Annotated in this window: 17 protein-coding genes; 2 read left to right on the top strand and 15 right to left on the bottom strand. The window is 69.2% G+C overall.

Annotation, left to right across the window (positions count from 1 at the left end):
* Positions 1-34 precede the first annotated feature (34 nt).
* Positions 35-1,330 (top strand): citrate synthase, encoded by a 1,296-nt coding sequence (gene gltA, locus D3P35_RS00280; protein ID WP_118132455.1) that lies wholly within the window; start codon positions 35-37, stop codon positions 1,328-1,330.
* A gap of 78 nt (positions 1,331-1,408) precedes the next feature.
* Complete coding sequence (locus D3P35_RS00275) at positions 1,409-1,873, top strand: YbaK/EbsC family protein (protein ID WP_118132454.1); 465 nt, start codon at positions 1,409-1,411, stop codon at positions 1,871-1,873.
* On the opposite strand, the gene lpxB is transcribed toward D3P35_RS00275, so the two are convergent.
* The 15 genes from lpxB to rpsB form a co-directional block, all read right to left on the bottom strand.
* Positions 1,857-3,062, bottom strand: a complete 1,206-nt coding sequence (gene lpxB / locus D3P35_RS00270; protein WP_118132453.1) for a lipid-A-disaccharide synthase — start codon at positions 3,060-3,062, stop codon at positions 1,857-1,859. The two genes, D3P35_RS00275 and lpxB, sit on opposite strands and share 17 nt — an antisense overlap.
* Before the next feature lie 21 nt (positions 3,063-3,083).
* Positions 3,084-3,917 carry an LpxI family protein gene (locus D3P35_RS00265; RefSeq protein WP_118132452.1) on the bottom strand — a complete coding sequence of 278 codons (834 nt, stop codon included), beginning with the start codon at positions 3,915-3,917 and terminating at the stop codon, positions 3,084-3,086.
* Entirely contained in the window at positions 3,914-4,711 is a 798-nt protein-coding gene (gene lpxA / locus D3P35_RS00260; protein ID WP_118132451.1) for an acyl-ACP--UDP-N-acetylglucosamine O-acyltransferase, read from the bottom strand. Before lpxA ends, D3P35_RS00265 begins: the two co-directional genes overlap by 4 nt.
* A gap of 6 nt (positions 4,712-4,717) precedes the next feature.
* Complete coding sequence (fabZ, locus tag D3P35_RS00255) at positions 4,718-5,206, bottom strand: 3-hydroxyacyl-ACP dehydratase FabZ (protein ID WP_118132450.1); 489 nt, start codon at positions 5,204-5,206, stop codon at positions 4,718-4,720.
* Positions 5,207-5,281: 75 nt separating this feature from the next.
* Positions 5,282-6,055: an OmpH family outer membrane protein gene (locus D3P35_RS00250; RefSeq protein ID WP_118132449.1), complete on the bottom strand. Its 774-nt coding sequence runs from the start codon at positions 6,053-6,055 to the stop codon at positions 5,282-5,284.
* Positions 6,012-8,396 (bottom strand): outer membrane protein assembly factor BamA, encoded by a 2,385-nt coding sequence (bamA, locus tag D3P35_RS00245; protein WP_157981989.1) that lies wholly within the window; start codon positions 8,394-8,396, stop codon positions 6,012-6,014. The genes D3P35_RS00250 and bamA overlap by 44 nt, the downstream gene beginning before the upstream one ends.
* A 50-nt stretch (positions 8,397-8,446) precedes the next feature.
* Positions 8,447-9,787 carry an RIP metalloprotease RseP gene (rseP, locus tag D3P35_RS00240; protein WP_118132447.1) on the bottom strand — a complete coding sequence of 447 codons (1,341 nt, stop codon included), beginning with the start codon at positions 9,785-9,787 and terminating at the stop codon, positions 8,447-8,449.
* 15 nt (positions 9,788-9,802) lie between these two features.
* Entirely contained in the window at positions 9,803-10,981 is a 1,179-nt protein-coding gene (gene dxr, locus D3P35_RS00235; protein WP_118132446.1) for a 1-deoxy-D-xylulose-5-phosphate reductoisomerase, read from the bottom strand.
* A 5-nt stretch (positions 10,982-10,986) separates the two neighbouring features.
* Positions 10,987-11,787 (bottom strand): phosphatidate cytidylyltransferase, encoded by an 801-nt coding sequence (locus D3P35_RS00230; protein ID WP_157981988.1) that lies wholly within the window; start codon positions 11,785-11,787, stop codon positions 10,987-10,989.
* Complete coding sequence (gene uppS, locus D3P35_RS00225) at positions 11,784-12,515, bottom strand: polyprenyl diphosphate synthase (protein WP_118132445.1); 732 nt, start codon at positions 12,513-12,515, stop codon at positions 11,784-11,786. Before uppS ends, D3P35_RS00230 begins: the two co-directional genes overlap by 4 nt.
* Positions 12,516-12,551: 36 nt before the next feature.
* Positions 12,552-13,115 carry a ribosome recycling factor gene (gene frr / locus D3P35_RS00220; protein ID WP_118132444.1) on the bottom strand — a complete coding sequence of 188 codons (564 nt, stop codon included), beginning with the start codon at positions 13,113-13,115 and terminating at the stop codon, positions 12,552-12,554.
* A gap of 22 nt (positions 13,116-13,137) precedes the next feature.
* Positions 13,138-13,878, bottom strand: coding sequence for a UMP kinase (gene pyrH / locus D3P35_RS00215; protein ID WP_118132443.1), 741 nt, complete (start codon positions 13,876-13,878; stop codon positions 13,138-13,140).
* A gap of 94 nt (positions 13,879-13,972) precedes the next feature.
* Positions 13,973-14,617: a sulfotransferase family 2 domain-containing protein gene (locus D3P35_RS00210; RefSeq protein WP_118132442.1), complete on the bottom strand. Its 645-nt coding sequence runs from the start codon at positions 14,615-14,617 to the stop codon at positions 13,973-13,975.
* Between the two features lie 157 nt (positions 14,618-14,774).
* Positions 14,775-15,650 (bottom strand): translation elongation factor Ts, encoded by an 876-nt coding sequence (gene tsf, locus D3P35_RS00205; protein WP_118132441.1) that lies wholly within the window; start codon positions 15,648-15,650, stop codon positions 14,775-14,777.
* Positions 15,651-15,774: 124 nt separating this feature from the next.
* Positions 15,775-16,548 carry a 30S ribosomal protein S2 gene (gene rpsB / locus D3P35_RS00200; protein ID WP_118132440.1) on the bottom strand — a complete coding sequence of 258 codons (774 nt, stop codon included), beginning with the start codon at positions 16,546-16,548 and terminating at the stop codon, positions 15,775-15,777.
* Positions 16,549-16,561 lie beyond the last annotated feature (13 nt).

Below are 16,561 nucleotides of genomic sequence, written 5' to 3'. Positions count from 1 at the left end.
CCGGCGCCGGCGCTTTCAGACAGGGGAACGACTTATGACAGAGTCCGCCAAGACCGCGAAGCTCACGATCGGCGACAAAGAGATGGATCTGTCGATCCTGAGCCCGACGCTCGGGCCCGATGTGATCGACATCCGCAAGCTCTACGCCCAGATGGACGTCTTCACCTACGACCCCGGCTTCACGTCGACCGGCTCCTGCGAATCCGCCATCACCTTCATCGACGGCGACAAGGGCGAGCTCCTGTACCGCGGCTACCCGATCGACCAGCTCGCCGAGAAGTCCCACTACCTCGAGGTCTGCTACCTGCTGCTCTACGGGGAGCTCCCCACCGCGGCGCAGATGGAAGATTTCGAGAGCCGTGTGACCCATCACACCATGCTCCACGAGCAGATGAAGAACTTCTACTCGGGCTTCCGCCGCGACGCGCACCCGATGGCCGTGGTCTGCGGCGTGGTCGGCGCGATGTCGGCCTTCTACCACGACAGCACCGACATCTCCGACCCCTGGCAGCGCGAAGTGGCGACCATCCGCCTGATCGCCAAGCTGCCGACCATCGTCGCCTGGGCGTTCAAGTATTCCGTCGGCCAGCCGATGGTCTACCCGCGCAACGACCTCGACTACGCGTCGAACTTCCTGCACATGTGCTTCGCGGTTCCGGCCGAGAACTACGAGGTGAACCCGATCCTGAGCCGCGCGATGGACCGGATCTTCACCCTGCACGCCGACCATGAGCAGAACGCCTCCACCTCCACCGTCCGCCTCGCCGGCTCCTCGGGTGCAAACCCGTTCGCCTGCATCGCGGCCGGCGTCGCCTGCCTCTGGGGCCCGGCGCATGGCGGTGCGAACCAGGCCTGCCTCGAGATGCTGCGCGAGATCGGCTCGGTCGACCGCATCCCCGAATACGTGGCCCGCGCGAAGGACAAGAACGATCCCTTCCGCCTCATGGGCTTCGGCCACCGCGTGTACAAGAACTTCGACCCCCGCGCGAAGGTGATGCAGCAGACCGCGAAAGAGGTGCTCGACCTGCTCGGCGTCGCCGACAACCCGCTGCTGCAGACCGCGCAGGAGCTGGAGCGCATCGCGCTGGAGGACGAGTACTTCAAGGAGAAGAAGCTCTACCCGAACGTCGACTTCTACTCCGGCATCATCCTGGAGGCGATGGGCTTCCCGACCGCGATGTTCACCCCGATCTTCGCCCTGGCGCGGACCGTGGGCTGGATCTCGCAGTGGAAGGAGATGCTCGAGGAGCCGGTGCAGAAGATCGGCCGCCCGCGCCAGCTCTACACCGGGTCCGACTTCCGCGACTACGTGGACGTCGAGAAGCGCTGAGCCAGACGCGCTTCGTGAAGGATCCGGGCCGGGGCGGCGATGCCCCGGCCCTTTTCATGTCCGGGAGAGGGAAAAGACATGGGCAAGAGCGTGAATCGGGTGCGCGCGGCGGCGGAGGGCCTGGGCCTCGACATCGAGCTGCGCGAGATGGAGGCGAGCACCCGCACCGCCGCGGAGGCCGCGGCGGCCTGCGGCTGCGAGGTGAACCAGATCGTGAAATCGCTGATCTTCAGTGGCGCCGACGGCACGCTGGTGCTGCTGCTGGTGGCGGGCGGAAACCGGGTGGACCCCGAGATCGCCGCCGCCGCCTGCGGCACCGCGCTCGGCCGCGCCGACCCCGCGGAGGTGCGCCGGCGCACCGGCTTTGCCATCGGCGGCGTCTCGCCCATCGGCCACCTGGAGGCGCCGCGGGTGTTCATGGACCCCACGCTGATGGGATTCGACACGGTCTGGGCCGCGGCAGGCGCGCCGAACGCGGTGTTCCGCGTCGCACCGGCGGCGCTGGTGGCGGCCACCGGGGCCGTGGTCACACCGCTGGGATGAAGCCCGCGTCCTGGGGCGCGCCGAGCACGCGCAGCACGGCGGCTGCGGCGCGGTCGGAGGGCGGCTCGCCGCCCCGGCCGATGGCGCGCATCGCCTCGGCCTCGGCCGCAAGCTGCGCCGCGCGCTCCGGCCCGCGCATGAACAGCGGCAGCAGCGCCCCGGAGAGCGCCTCGGGCGTGCAGGCCTCCTGGTAGAATTCCGGCACCGCCTCGGATCTGGTGAGCAGGTTCACCAGGTTGCCGGATTTCACCCGCAGCAGGCGGCGCACCACGAAGGCGGTGAGCCCGTTGAGCCGGTAGGCCGCCACCATCGGGCAGCCCATGGCGGCGAGCTCCATCACCACCGTGCCGGATGCGGCGAGCGCCGCGTCGGCCCCGGCGAAGGCGAGGAACTTGCGCGCCTCCGCCTCGCCCGGCGCCATGCCGCGGGGGTCGAGCAGCGTGACCGGCACCGGCCAGCCCGCCACCATCGCCTCCACCTCGTCGATCACCGATCCCGCGGCGGGCACCACCACCTGCAGGCCCGGCACCACCTTCGCCAGCCGCGCCACCGTTTCACCGAAGATCGGGCCCAGGCGGGCCACCTCCGAGCGCCGGCTGCCCAGCAGCACCAGCAGGATGGGGCGCGAGGGGAAGCCGGCGCGGAACCCCTCCACCGCCTCGGCCGCCGGCGGCTCCAGCTCCGCGATCGGGTGGCCGACGAAATCGCAGCCCATGCCCACCTCGGTCATGTAAGGCGGCTCGAAGGGCAGCAGCGCCAGCACGTGGTCGGTGTGCCGCGCCATCAGCTTCGCCCGGTTCGGCCGCCAGGCCCAGACCGAGGGCGCCACGTAGTGGATGGTGCGGATCTGCGGGCGCGCCGCCTTCACCTTCGGCGCCACACGCAGCGAGAAGCCCGGCGCGTCGATGGTGATCAGCGCCTCGGCGCCGCTGGCCACGCAGGCGCGGGCGGTCTCGTCGATGCGGCGCAGCAGCAGGCGCAGGCGTGGCAGGATCTCGAACACGCCGAGCACCGCGATGTCGGAGATCGGGAACAGCGAGCGCAGCCCCTCCGCCTCCATCAGAGGCCCGCCGACACCCTCGAAGCGGATCTCGTCGGCGGAGCGACGGCGCAGGGCGCGCATCAGCTCGGCGCCCAGCCTGTCGCCCGAGGGCTCGCCCGCCACGATGTAGATGATCCGCGTCGCCATAGGCCCTCCCCGCCCGTCGTCTCAGTTCTCGCGCGGCCGGCCCCAGAGAAACAGGCCCAGCCGGTCGGCCTCGGCCACCACCGCGTCCCGACCCAGCAGCAGCACGCCGCCCGCCTCCACCACCACGCCGGAGAGCCCGGCGGCATGGGCACCGCGCACAGTCTGCACGCCGATTGCCGGCAGGTCGACACGCCAGTCCTGCCCGGGCTTGGGCGCCTTGAGGAGCACGCCGCGGCCGCCATCGGGGTCCGGCCTCAGCCCCGCGCCGGTGCGGGCCACGAAGTCGAGCAGCGCATCGGTGCCCTGCAGGGTCTCGAGCCCGAGGCAGAGCCCCTGGGCCACCACCGCGCCCTGCCCCACGTCGAGCCCGCCGAGGCTGCTGGCGAGCACGGCGGCGCGGGCGGCATCGGCACGGTCCGCCTCCGAGGGCTGCGCCTGCGTGAGCACGCCCCCGGGCGCGAGCAGGCCCTGCAGGAAGCTGTGCGGGGCGGCGACGGTGAAGCCCTCGGCCTCGAGCACCGAGGCGAAGCCGCGCAGCATGGCGTCATCGCCGGATTTCAGCAGCTGGAAGACCTTCGCGGCGATGCGCACGGCGGGAATGTCGAAGCGCAGCGGGTTGAGTTTCGGGCGCTGCATGGCCCCGGCGAAGGTGAGCGTCTCGCAGCCGCCCGCGCGCAGGGCGCGGAACAGCCGGCCGGCCTTCTCGAAGGGCAGGTGGACATGCTCATAGCCCTCCAGCCAGTCGATCTCGGTGCCCTCGAAGGTCACGATCAGCGGCGGCCGGCCCTGGCGGCGCTCCTCCTCGGCGATCAGCCGGGGCAGCGCGCCGGTGCCGGCGAGGATACCGAGCCTCATGGCGTGCAGAAGGAGCGCGAGCTGTCCGCGAGGATGAAACCGGCGATCTCGGCCACCAGCGGGTTTTCCGGCCAGCGCTCGGACACCGCCCGGGCGCGCTCGGCCAGCGGGCCCTCGCCCTCGAACAGCTCCTTGTAGGCGGCACGCAGGGCGTGCAGCTCGTCGCGCGGCACGCCGCGGCGCTTCAGCCCGACGAGGTTGAGCCCCTGCAGGCGCGCCCGGTCGCCCACCACGAGCCCGTGGGGGATCACGTCATGCACCACGCCGCAGACCCCGCCGATCATCGCGCCCCGGCCGATGCGGCACCACTGGTGCACGGCGGAGAGCCCGCCCATCACCACGTTGTCGCCCATCTGCACATGGCCGCCGAGCGTGGCGTTGTTGGCCAGCACCACGCCGTCGCCCACCATGCAGTCATGGCCGATATGGGCGGACATCATGAACAGCCCGCCGTCGCCGATGCGGGTGACACCGCCGCCGCCGGCGGTGCCGGGGTTCATGGTGACATGTTCGCGGATCATGTTGCGCGCGCCGATCACGAGGCGGGTGGCCTCGCCGCGGTACTTCAGGTCCTGCGGCTGGTGGCCGATGGAGGCGAAGGGCCAGATGCGCGTCTCGGTGCCGACCTCGGTATGGCCGGCCACCGCGACATGCGAGACCAGCTCCACCCGCTCGGCCAGCCGCACATCGGCGCCCACGGTGCAGAACGGGCCGATGACGCAGCCGGCTCCGATCGTCGCCCCGTCCTCGATGACGGAACTGGGGTGAATGCGGGCCTCGGGGTGAATGCTCACGGGGGATCAGCCTTTCGCGCGTGCGTCGTCGGGGGTGATGATCATCGCGGAATACTCGGCTTCCGCGACGAGTTCGCCACGCACTTTGGCCTCGCCCCAGAACTTCCACACCTTGCCGCGGCCGCGCAGGATCTTCACGTGCAGCTCGAGCTGGTCGCCCGGCGCCACGATCTTGCGGAAACGGCCCTTGTCGAGGGTCATGAAATACACCAGCAGCCCCTGGTCGGCCATGCCCAGCGTGTCGACGACCAGCACACCGGAGGTCTGGGCCATCGCCTCGACGATCAGCACCCCGGGCATCACCGGCTTGGCGGGGAAATGGCCCTGGAAATGCGGCTCGTTGATGGTGACGTTCTTCACGCCCACCGCGCTCTCGCCGCGCCTGATGTCCTTCACCGCATCGATCAGCAGGAACGGGTAGCGATGGGGAATCATCCGCTGGATGGTCTCGAGATCCGCGTAGCCCAGTTCCGTGACGTCCTCGTCGCCTGCCATTGTCTTTGTCCTCACGAGATGAATTCGGCGCCGGTTAGACAGGGGGCGGCGACGCGCGTCAAGCCCGATACGCACTCACTGCGGGGGCACCGGCCCGGCCCCCGGCACTTCCGGCGTGCCCGGCGCGGTGACCGGGCCGGTTTCGGACGCCCCCTCGCCCTCGGGCAGCGCGTCGCGTGGCATCACCTTGAAGCCGGGCAGCGGGTAGCTGTCCATGGGCCCGCTGCCCCGGGGCTGGGCGGCCGGGCCGCCGCCGCTGTTCTGCTCTTCCTCGAAGCGCTGGTCCATCAGGCTGATGACATCGCCGGTCACGTCGAGCGCGGGATCGGCCAGCAGCACCGAGCGGCCGTCGAGCATCACGCCCGCGCCGAAGGTCTGCATCACCTCAACCAGCACCGGCTGGAGCCCCTCGAAGAAAGCCCGCCGGTTGTCGTCGAACTCCTTCGCGACCTCCGCCGCCTTCTGGTCCTGGGCCTCGCGCGCGGCCTGCACCTTCTGGTCGAAGGCCTTGGCGAGCTGCGAGAATTCCTCTCGGCTCACCGCCGGGCGCAGGGCGGCGAGGCGCTTTTCCTCTGCCTCGAACTCCGCGTCGATGCGCTTGCGCTCGGCCACCAGCTCGGCCGTGCGCTGTTCCTCCTTGCGGCGAAACTCCTGCCCGGCGAGGGACTTCTCGAGCAGCTGTTCCTGGTAGATGATCACCACCGGCAGCCGGTCCTGCGCCACGGCGGGCGCGGCGACGGCACCGGCGGCGAGGAACGCCGCCAGCAGGGCCGCGGCGCCGAGCCGCCGGCCCGGCCCTGCCCGCTCAGAAGCGCGTGCCGGCCGTGAAGCGGAAGTATTCCTTGTCATCGCCGTCCTCCGACACCACGGGATAGGCGAGGTTGAAGCGCAGCGGGCCGAAGGTGCTGTCCCAGAACAGGGACACGCCCACGGCCGCGCGCAGCTGCGCCGAATCATCCACCGTGCGGGTCTGGTTGCCGTTGGCACTGGTGACGCTCGTGCTGTCGAGGCCCCAGAGCGTGCCGATGTCGGTGAAGAAACCGCCGTAGAGGCCGTAGTCTTCCGGCAGGCCGAGCGGGAAGGAGGCCTGCAGCCGCGTGACGGCGTAGAAGTTGCCGCCGAGCGCGTCGTCCACCCCGGCGCCGGAGAAATCGGTGCCGCGGTCACGCGGGCCGAAGCCGCCGTAGGTGAAGCCGCGGAACGTGTCGCCGCCGAGGAAGAAGCGCTCCGTCACCGTGGTGTCGTCGGAGAAGCTGATCAGCGCGCCGCCCTCGACCTCGGCGGAGAACACCAGGTCGCCGTCGAAGAAGCTGGTGAAGGCCTTCGCGCTCGCCACGTTCTTCACGTAGAAACTGTCGCCGCCCAGGCCGGCGAAATCCTGGCTGAGCTTCATCAGCCAGCCCTCGCGGGTCTCCACCGGGTCGTCGCGCAAGTCCCAGGTATAGGTGTAGCCGATCGAGGAGGTGAGGCGCGTGCCCGCCTCCGCCTTGATGAACTCCGAGGTGTGCTGGGTGCCGCGACGGTCGATCGGGTCGATCTCGTCCTGCGAGATGCGGTAGCGCACCTCGAGATCGCCGGTCTCCGACAGCGGGAAGACGATGCGCGGCTCGAAGCCGATGTTGGTTTCGTTGTAGGAGCTCTCGTCCGTGCGGTCGGTCTGGCGGTAGTAGACGTTGAAGCCGGCGCCGAGGTCGCGGTCGAGCAGCGCGGGCTCGAAGAAGTCGAAGGCGACCGACTGGTAGTCGCCCGAGATCACGAACTGGGTGGAGACCTGCTGGCCGCGGCCGAGGAAGTTGTCCTCCGCGATCACGAAGCTGCCGATGGGCCCGTCGGACGAGGAGTAGCCGACACCGAAGGACAGCGAGCCGGTGAGCTTCTCCTCGACATCCACCACCACCACGGCGCGATCATCGTCGGAGCCGGGCTCCACGTTCACTTCCTCGGTCTCGAAATAGTCGAGGTCGGAGATGTTCTGGCGCGCGCGCTGCAGGGCGCGGCTGTCGAAGGCGTCGCCCTCCACCACGTCGAACTGGCGGCGGATGACGCGGTCGAGCGTGGAGGTGTTGCCGCGGATGTCGATGCGCTCGATGTAGACCTTCGGCCCCTCGACGAGCTGGTAGTCGATGGAGACGGTGTTGTTCACCTCGTCCTTGACCACCTGCGGGCGCACCTGGATGAAGGCGTAGCCCTGCTGGCCGGCGAGGAAGGTCATCTCGTCGACGGTGCGCTCCACCTCGCGGATGTTGTAGGTGTCGCCTTCCTGCGTCTGGATCAGCGGCTCGAACTGCGACACGTCGAGGCCGGCGGCCTGGGTGCTGACGGTGGAGGGGCCGTAGCTGTACTGCTCGCCCTCGTCCACCGCGAAGGTGACGTAGAAGCCCGTGCGGTCGACCGAGAGCTCGGCGGCGGCCGAGAGCACCGTGAAGTCCACGAAGCCGTTCTCGAGGTAGTAGCGGCGCAGCATCTGCTTGTCGAGCTCGAGCCGGTCGGGGTCGTAGTTGTCGGAGGTGAAGAGGAAGCTCAGCAGGTTGGCTTCCTGGGTCTGGATCGTGCGGCGCAGGCGGCGGTCGGAGACATGCTCGTTGCCCACGAAGGTGATGCTCTCCACCTCCGTCACCTCGCCCTCGAAGATCTCGAACACGAGGTCGACGCGGTTGTCGGGCTGCTGAATGATCACCGGCTTCACCTCGGCGCCGTAGCGGCCGGACTGGCGGTAGGCGTCGATGATGAGCTGGGCGTCGGCCTCGGCGCTGCCGCGGGTATAGGCGCGGCGCGGACGCTCGTTGATGATGGTGTTGAGCGTCTCGTCGTCGAGGATGTCGTTGCCCTCGAAGGAGATGCGGTTGATCGTCGGGTTCTCGGTGACCTCGATGACCACGGCACTGCCCTCGGGGCGCACGTTCACGTCGGAGAACAGGCCGGTGGCGAAGATCTTGCGCGAGGCGAGGTTGAGATCCTCGGCGCTCAGCGACTGGCCGGCCTCGAGCCCGGAGTAGAGCCGCACGGTCTCCGCCTCGATGCGGCGGTTGCCGCGGACGTCGATGCTGTCGAAGCGCTGGCTGCTCTGGATCGACTGGGCGTTCACCGGCCAGAAGGGCACGGTGGATGTCATCAGGCCGGCACATGTCGCAAGGCAGAGCGCGCGCACCATTCCCCGCGGCCGCGCCACCCGGTCGTTCACCATGGTCATGTTCCTACCTCTTGCCCCTTGCCCGTGAATTTTCGCTGCGCCTGGTCCGGTCATGCCAGCCCTATGAGTCGCAGGACGTCGTTATAGGTAGCAAAAAGCATGAGCATGAGGACCATTGCAAGCCCGAGACCAGACGCATACTCCACCCACCTGTCGGCCGGCGGGCGCCCGCGCACCGCCTCGTAGCCCAGAAACACCAGATGCCCGCCGTCCAGCACCGGAACCGGCATCAGATTGAGGAAGCCGATGGCCGTGGAGATCACCGCCAGCAGGTTCACCAGATCGTCGAGCCCGGAGCGGGCGGTGTCACCCGACACCTGCATGATGCCCAGCGGGCCCTGCAGGTTTCGCGCGCTCACGTCGCCCGCGATGATGTGGTAGATGCCGCTCACCGAACCCGCGATCACCGCCCAGGTGCGCTCCACGCCCACCTGTGCCGCTTCCCAGGGCATCGGGGTGCGCAGCTCCGGCATCACCGGCACGCCGCTCGAGATGCCGATCACCGGCCGGCGCACGTAGCCGCCCTGCCCGTCCTCGATATCGGTCATCACCGGGGTGAGCGTGACCTCGCGCGCGGCACCGTCGCGCAGCAGGCTCACGCTCAGCGGCTTGTCCTGCGAGGCCATCACCATGCTCTGCAGCTCCCGGAACGAGGAGATCGGCGTGCCGTCGATGGCGGTGATGAGGTCGTTCTCGCGCAGGCCCGCGCCCATGGCGGCAGACATCGGCGCCACCCAGCCCACCAGCGGCGGGTTCACGTAGGGGATCTCCTCGGTGAGGCGCGCGCCGTCGCGCAGGATCGTGACCTGCATCGGCCCCGGCTCCGGCATGGCGGCGGCGGTGGAGTAGAGCCCGCCGAGCCCGGTCACCTCGGCGCCGTTCACGCTCAGGATCTCGTCACCCGCGCGCAGGCCGAAGTCATGCCCCTCCACGGTGGTGACCGAGCCCACGACGGCGCCCGGCACCGCCTGGCCCTGCCACATGGCAAGCCCGGCGAAGACCACGATGGACAGGATGAAGTTGAACACCGGCCCCGCCGCCACCGCGAGCGCGCGGCGCCACACGGCGGCACCGTGGAAACTGTGCCGCAGGGTGCGCGGGTCCATCTTCGCCAGGGCCGCCTCGTCGGGCGCGCTGGAGGTGCCGTCGGCATCGCCGAGGAACTTCACGTAGCCGCCCAGCGGCAGCAGGCCGATGCGCCAGCGCGTGCCACGGCTGTCGGTCCAGGCCGCCAGCTCCTTTCCGAAGCCGATGGAGAACACCTCGGCGTGGATGCCGCACCAGCGGCCCACGATGTAGTGGCCGTATTCGTGCACGAACACGACGATGCCGAGGACGACGATGAACCACAGGTAGTAGAGCTTGTCGGCAAGCTCGGCGGCGAACTCCATTCTGTTCCTCTCTCCTCACGCCACGCGGCGCCTGATCCTCTCGGCGGTGAGCGCCCTCGCCTCGGCATCGGCGGCATGCACCGCCTCCAGCCCTTCCGTCGCGCAGTCGCGCGCGCCCCAGGCGCCCAGCCGTTCCAGCGCGTGCTCCACATGGTCGGCCATGTCGAGAAACCCGCACTCCCCCTCGAGAAACGCCTCGAGGGCCGTTTCCTTGGCGCCGTTGAACACGGCACCGGTGAGCCCGCCCGCCTTCATCGCCTCGCGCGCGAGGCGCAGGGCCGGAAACCGCTCCGGGTCCGGCGCCTCGAAGGTGAGCGCGCCGATGGCCGCGAGGTCGAGCCGCGGCACCGGCAGCGGCGCCCGCTCGGGCCAGTTCAGCGCGTAGCCGATCGGCCCGACCATGTCCGGCGCGCCGAGCTGCGCGAGCTGCGCCCCGTCGGCAAACTCCACCAGAGAATGCACGATGGATTGACGATGCACCAGCACGTCGATGCATTCCGGCGAGATCGTGAACAATTCATGCGCCTCGATCATCTCCAGCGCCTTGTTGAACATGCTCGCACTGTCGACCGAGATCTTGCGGCCCATCTCCCAGTTCGGATGCGCCACCGCCTGGGCCGGGGTGGCGCGGGCCATGCGCGCGCGGTCCCAGTCGCGGAACGGGCCGCCCGAGGCGGTGAGGATCAGCCGCGAGATGTCGCCCCGCCCGCCCTCGAGCACCTGGAAGATCGCCGAATGCTCGCTGTCGGCCGGGATCAGCACCGCACCGGAGGCCGCCACGGTGGCATGCAGCAGCGCGCCGGCACACACGAGGCTCTCCTTGTTGGCCAGCGCCAGCGTGCCGCCGCGCGCCGCCGCGGCCAGCGTGGGCGCGAGCCCGGCCACGCCCACGATGGCCGACATCGTCCAGTCCGCCGGCCGGGCGGCGGCCTCGACCAGCGCCTCGGGCCCCGCGGCGCTCTCGATGCCGGAGCCGGCGAGCGCGTCGCGCAGCTCCGCGCCCCGGGCGGGGTCGGCGGTCACCGCGATCCCGGCGCGCAGGCTGCGGGCCATCTGCGCCAGCAGCGCGATGTTGCCGTTGCCGGTGACGGCGCGCACGGCATAGCGCTCCGCACCGCCCTGGGCCTCGAGCAGCTTCACGGTCTGGCAGCCGATGGAGCCGGTGGCCCCGAGGATCGATACGCTTCGATGCATGCCTGTCACCATATGAACAGCGATGTGCCGCGGGCGAAGGTGACGAGGGCGCTGAACAGCCCCGCCAGCATCAGCCCGTCCAGCCGGTCGAGCACGCCGCCGTGACCGGGGATCAGGCTGCTGCTGTCCTTCACCCGGAAATGCCGCTTCACCGCGCTCTCGCCGATGTCGCCCGCCTGGCTCATCAGGGCGGTGACGGCCGAGACGGTGGCCACCTCCTCCACCAGCGTGCCCGTGGTCCAGCGCGAGAAGAAGGCCCCCACGATGGCGGCGAGCGCCATGCCGGCGATGGTGCCGGCCCAGGTCTTCTTCGGGCTCACCCGCGGCCAGAGCTTCGGCCCGCCGACCAGCCGGCCGCCGAAATACCCGCCCACGTCGGAGGCGATGACGGTGAGGAACAGCCAGAGCACCGCGTCGAACCCGTAGAGCGGGTCGTTGCGCAGCCCGTCGACCGCCGACATGCACAGGCCGATGTAGACCATGCCGAAGATCTGCCAGCCGGTCTTGTGGCGCTCGAAGACCAGCAGCAGCAGGGCGCCGATCCCCAGCACACCGATGCCCCAGCGCAGCCGCATGGCCTCGGTGGCGAAGACCGAGAGCACGGCCGCCCCCACCATCACCCATTCGGTGAGGCCGCGCCCTGCCCCGGTCATCCGCCGCAGCTCCCAGGCCATGGCCCCGGCGGCGAGCGCGAACAGCGCCGCCGACCAGTAGTCCCCCGCCGCGATGGCCGCGAGGGCGACGGCGCCCAGCCCCAGTCCCGCGAGGGTCCGGGTGCGCAGATCTGCGAAACGGGTCCCGCTCACGCCGTGACCGCACCGAAGCGGCGTTCGCGCTTGGCGAACTCGGCCAGCACGCGTTCGAATTCCGGCGCGCCGAAATCCGGCCAGAGCGCGTCGATGAAGGCGTATTCCGCGTAGGCGGCCTGCCAGAGCAGGAAGTTGGAGATGCGCATCTCGCCGGAGGTGCGGATCACCAGGTCGGGGTCCGGCAGGCCGCAGGTGTCGAGCTCGGCGGCCAGGCTGTCGCCGGTCACCGCGTCGGCCTCGATCTCGCCGGCGGCCACGCGCCGGGCCAGTGCCCGGGCGGCGCGGGCCAGCTCGTCGCGCCCGCCGTAGTTCAGCGCGATGGTGAGCACCAGCTCGTCGTTCCCCGCGGTGCGGGTCTCCAGTGCCGCCATCAGCTTCTGCAGGCTGGGATGCAGCCGGCCGCGCTCGCCGATGAAGCGCACGCGCACGCCCTTGGAGGCGAGCTCGTCGGCCTCGGCGCGGATGTAGCGGCGGAACAGCGCCATCAGCCCCAGCACCTCGCGCGCCGGGCGCTTCCAGTTCTCCGTGGAGAAGGCGAAGAGCGTGAGATGCCGCAGGCCGAGCTCCGGGCAGGCCCGGACCACCTCGCGCACCACCTCGGCCCCCTTGCGGTGGCCGTTGAGCCGGGACATGCCGCGGCGTTCGGCCCACCGGCCGTTGCCATCCATGATGATGGCAACATGCGCCGGCATGCTTCCGCGCTGGTCCCGCGCCTCGTCACGCATCTGGATACTCCGCTCCCTGCCGCCGATCTCCGGTTCTCATACCTGCATGATTTCTTCTTGCTTGGATTCGAGGGCCTTGTCGATGTTCTTGATCGCGGTGTCGGTGAGCTCCTGGATCTCGTCCGACCAGATCTTCGAATCGTCCTCGCTCATGCCGTCGCCCTTGGCCTTCTTGATCTGGTCCATGCCGTCGCGGCGCACGTTGCGCACCGCCACGCGGGCGTGCTCGGCATACTGGCCGGCGAGCTTGGCGAGCTCGCGGCGGCGCTCCTCGTTCAGCTCGGGGATCGGCAGGCGGATGATCGGGCCGTCCACCACCGGGTTGATGCCGAGGCCCGAGTTGCGCAGCGCCTTCTCGACGGCGCCGATCATGCCCTTGTCCCAGACGTTCACGGTGATCATCCGCGGCTCGGGCACGTTCACCGTGCCGCACTGGTTGATCGGCATGGACGAGCCGTAGGCCTCCACCATGATCGGGTCCAGCATCGAGGCGGAGGCCCGCCCGGTGCGCAGCGACAGGAATTCCTGGCGCAGCGAGGTGAGCGCGCCGTCCATGCGCTTCTGCAGCGCGGTGATGTCGATGTCGATGTCCTCGGCCATGCTCTGTTCTCCTTGGGGGCGCTCAGGCCTGCCCCACTGTCGTGAATTGTCCCTCGCCGCGCAGCACGCCTGCCAGACCGGCTTCGGTGGCGAGCGAGAACACGACGATGGGCAGCTTGTTGTCCCGGGCGAGCGCGATCGCGGAGGCGTCCATCACCTTGAGGTTGCGCATCAGCACCTCGTCGTAGCTGATGCGCTCGAAGCGCTTCGCGTCCGGGTTCTGCTTGGGGTCGCTGTCATAGACCCCGTCGACCTGCGTGCCCTTGAAGATCGCCTCGCAGGACATCTCCGAGGCGCGCAGCGTGGCGGCGGTGTCGGTGGTGAAATACGGGTTTCCGGTGCCGGCGGCGAAGATCACCACCCGCTTCTTCTCCAGGTGCCGCACGGCGCGGCGGCGGATGTAGGGCTCGCAGACCTGGTCCATCGGGATGGCCGAGACCACCCTCGTGAACACGCCGATCGACTCGAGCGCGCCCTGCATGGCGAGCGCGTTCATCACGGTCGCGAGCATGCCCATGTAGTCGGCCGTGGTACGCTCCATGCCCTGGGCCGAGCCCTGCAGGCCGCGGAAGATGTTGCCGCCGCCGATCACCATGCAGACCTCGACACCCATGCCGACCACCTGCTTGATCTGGCCGGCGATGCGCTCGACGGTGGGCGGGTGCAGGCCGAAGCCCTGGCTGCCCATCAGGGCCTCGCCGGAGATCTTTATCAGCACGCGCCGGTATGTGGGTTCACCCTGTTTTCGTGACACATCATCCATGCGCGACTCTCCTTGCTGACCGCGTGCAAACTGTCCAATAGCGGCCACGCAATCAAGTGCCGAGACGGACTGCCCCGAGGGGGCGAGGGCCGGCTCACTCGAACCGATAGCCAAACATTTCCGCGTCCCGGCCGAAGAGCTCCTGTACGCGCTCGATATCGGCCTTGGACTTGTAAAAATCATGCCAGTCCCCCTCGGTGGAGCGATTTTCCACCGAAAGCGAAACGCCGGTAATACCCAATCTATCGCACAATTCGGCCCAATCCGCGCCCAGATTTTCCTGGCGGATGAGCAGATCGACCGCGAGCTCGCCCATCTCGTCGCAGACGTACTTGTACTGGGGATGGCGCTGGGCAAGGTTCACCAGCTCGTCCGATTGCAGGAACTGCGAGAAATCCATGCTGCGCGCGGCGTCGGAAATGCCGTTGCCGCCCTGGTCGCGCTTGCGCGCCGAGGTGTAGTAGCTCACCACCCAGGCCCAGGGGTTGCGCACCGTGGCGAAGGTGAAGGCATTCTCCAGCCGGTCGATGCCCATCACCTCGGCGAGGGTGAGCAGGCCGGAGTGCTTGCGCAGGTTGTAGCGCTCCCGGTAATAGGCCTCCACGGCATCGCCATGCGGCGTCGAGCCGAGGATGATGTCGTCGTAGAGCGCCACCTTGTCATAGGCGCGCGTGACCGCCGTTCCGGCCGTCTTGCGGATATGCACGAACACGAAATTGCGCTGTGGCGAGATGATCATCTAATTCAATCCGTACCTTGGGCAAAACTCGCTACCGAAACCCGCAGGATCGGTCAAGACCATGTCGGGTCGCAGCGCCAGGGTGCCGGCATGCAAACGGGTGCCCCGGAAGGGACACCCGCCTGGCATTTTCAGTCGAAGGACGCGTGGCGCCCGCTCAGGAACCCATGGTCTTCGCCACTTCCGCGGCGAAATCCTCTTCTTCCTTCTCGATGCCCTCGCCCACGGCAAGACGCGCGTAGCCGACAACCTCGACACCGGCTTCCTTCGCGGCCTGGGCCACGGTGACGTCCGGGTTCATCACGAACTTCTGCTCGAGGAGGCAGACCTCCTCGAAGAACTTCTTCATGCGGCCGACGATCATCTTCTCGATGACCGCGTCCGGCTTGCCGGATTCGCGGGCCTGCTCGGTGAGCACGGCCTTCTCGCGCTCGACCAGCGCCGGGTCGAGATCCGCCTCGGAGAGCGAGGCCGGGCTGGTGGCGGCGACATGCATGGCGATCTGCTTGCCGATGCCGTTGTCCGCACCCTTGAGCGCGACCAGCACGCCGATCTTGCCCATGCCGTCGACCACGGCGTTGTGCACGTAGGCGGCCACGGTGTCACCCTCGACGCGGGCCATGCGGCGCACCGACATGTTCTCGCCGATGGTCGCGACCTTGTCGGTCACCACTTCGGAGACCGGCTTGCCGCCCATGTTGGTGGCCAGCAGCTCCTCGACGGTCTTGGCGCCGACGGCGGTGGCGGCGATCTCGCCGACCATCTTCTGGAACTCGGCGTTGCGCGCCACGAAGTCGGTCTCGGAGTTCACCTCGACGGCGACGCCCACGCCGCCCTCGACGGCCACGCCCACCAGGCCCTCGGCCGCGGTGCGGCCGGCCTTCTTGGCGGCCTTGGCCAGGCCCTTGGTGCGCAGCCAGTCGATGGCCGCTTCCATGTTGCCGTCGTTCTCGGTCAGTGCCTTCTTGGCATCCATCATGCCTGCGCCGGTGGTGTCGCGCAGTTCCTTCACCATGCTCGCGGTGATCGCCATGTCTCTCTCCTCAACCTGTCGCCCCGGGGAGCCCGCGGAGGGCGGGCCCGGCTCGCGGGGCTTTCATAGACGATGACGCCCGGGCGCGTCACGCGCCGCGAGCGTCATCGGACTGTCAGAAAGATCAGCCCTGTGCGGGCGTCTCCTCGACCAGCACGTCCTCGACCGGGCCCTCTTCGAGCTCGCCGAGGTCGAAGCCGGCGGAGCCCATCTGGGCCGCCATGCCGTCGAGCGCGGCGCGCGCGATCAGGTCGCAGTAGAGCGCGATGGCGCGGCCGGCGTCATCGTTGCCCGGGATCGGGTAGTCGACGCCTTCCGGCGAGGAGTTCGAGTCGAGCACGGCCACCACCGGGATGCCCAGCTTCTTGGCCTCGAGCACGGCGAGGTCTTCCTTGTTGGTGTCGATCACCACCAGGAGGTCCGGAATGCCGCCCATCTCGCGGATACCGCCGAGGGAGGCCTGCAGCTTGGCCTGCTCGCGGTCCATCTGCAGACGCTCTTTCTTGGTCATGCCCACGGCGCCGGCGCCGAGCTGCTCGTCGATCGCCTTCAGGCGGGCGATGGAGTTGGACACGGTCTTCCAGTTGGTGAGCGTGCCGCCCAGCCAGCGGTGGTTCATGTAATACTGCGCGGACTTCTCGGCGGCCTCGGCCACGGCGCGCTGCGCCTGGCGCTTGGTGCCGACGAACAGCACGCGGCCGCCCTTGGCCACGGTCTCGCGCACCACGTTCAGCGCGGCATCGAGCAGCGGAACGGTCTGGGTGAGGTCGAAGATGTGGATCCCGTTGCGCTCACCGTAGATGTACGGGGCCATGCGGGGGTTCCAGCGGTGGGTCTGGTGACCAAAGTGCACACCGGCTTCGAGAAGCTGGCGCAGGGAAAATTCGGGCAGAGCCATCTGCGTTTTCCTT

Source organism: Oceanicella sp. SM1341 (genome assembly GCF_003448965.1).
Lineage (GTDB): Bacteria > Pseudomonadota > Alphaproteobacteria > Rhodobacterales > Rhodobacteraceae > Paroceanicella.
Note: the sequence above shows the minus strand (reverse complement) of the source record. Positions and strands in the feature narration are given on the sequence as shown.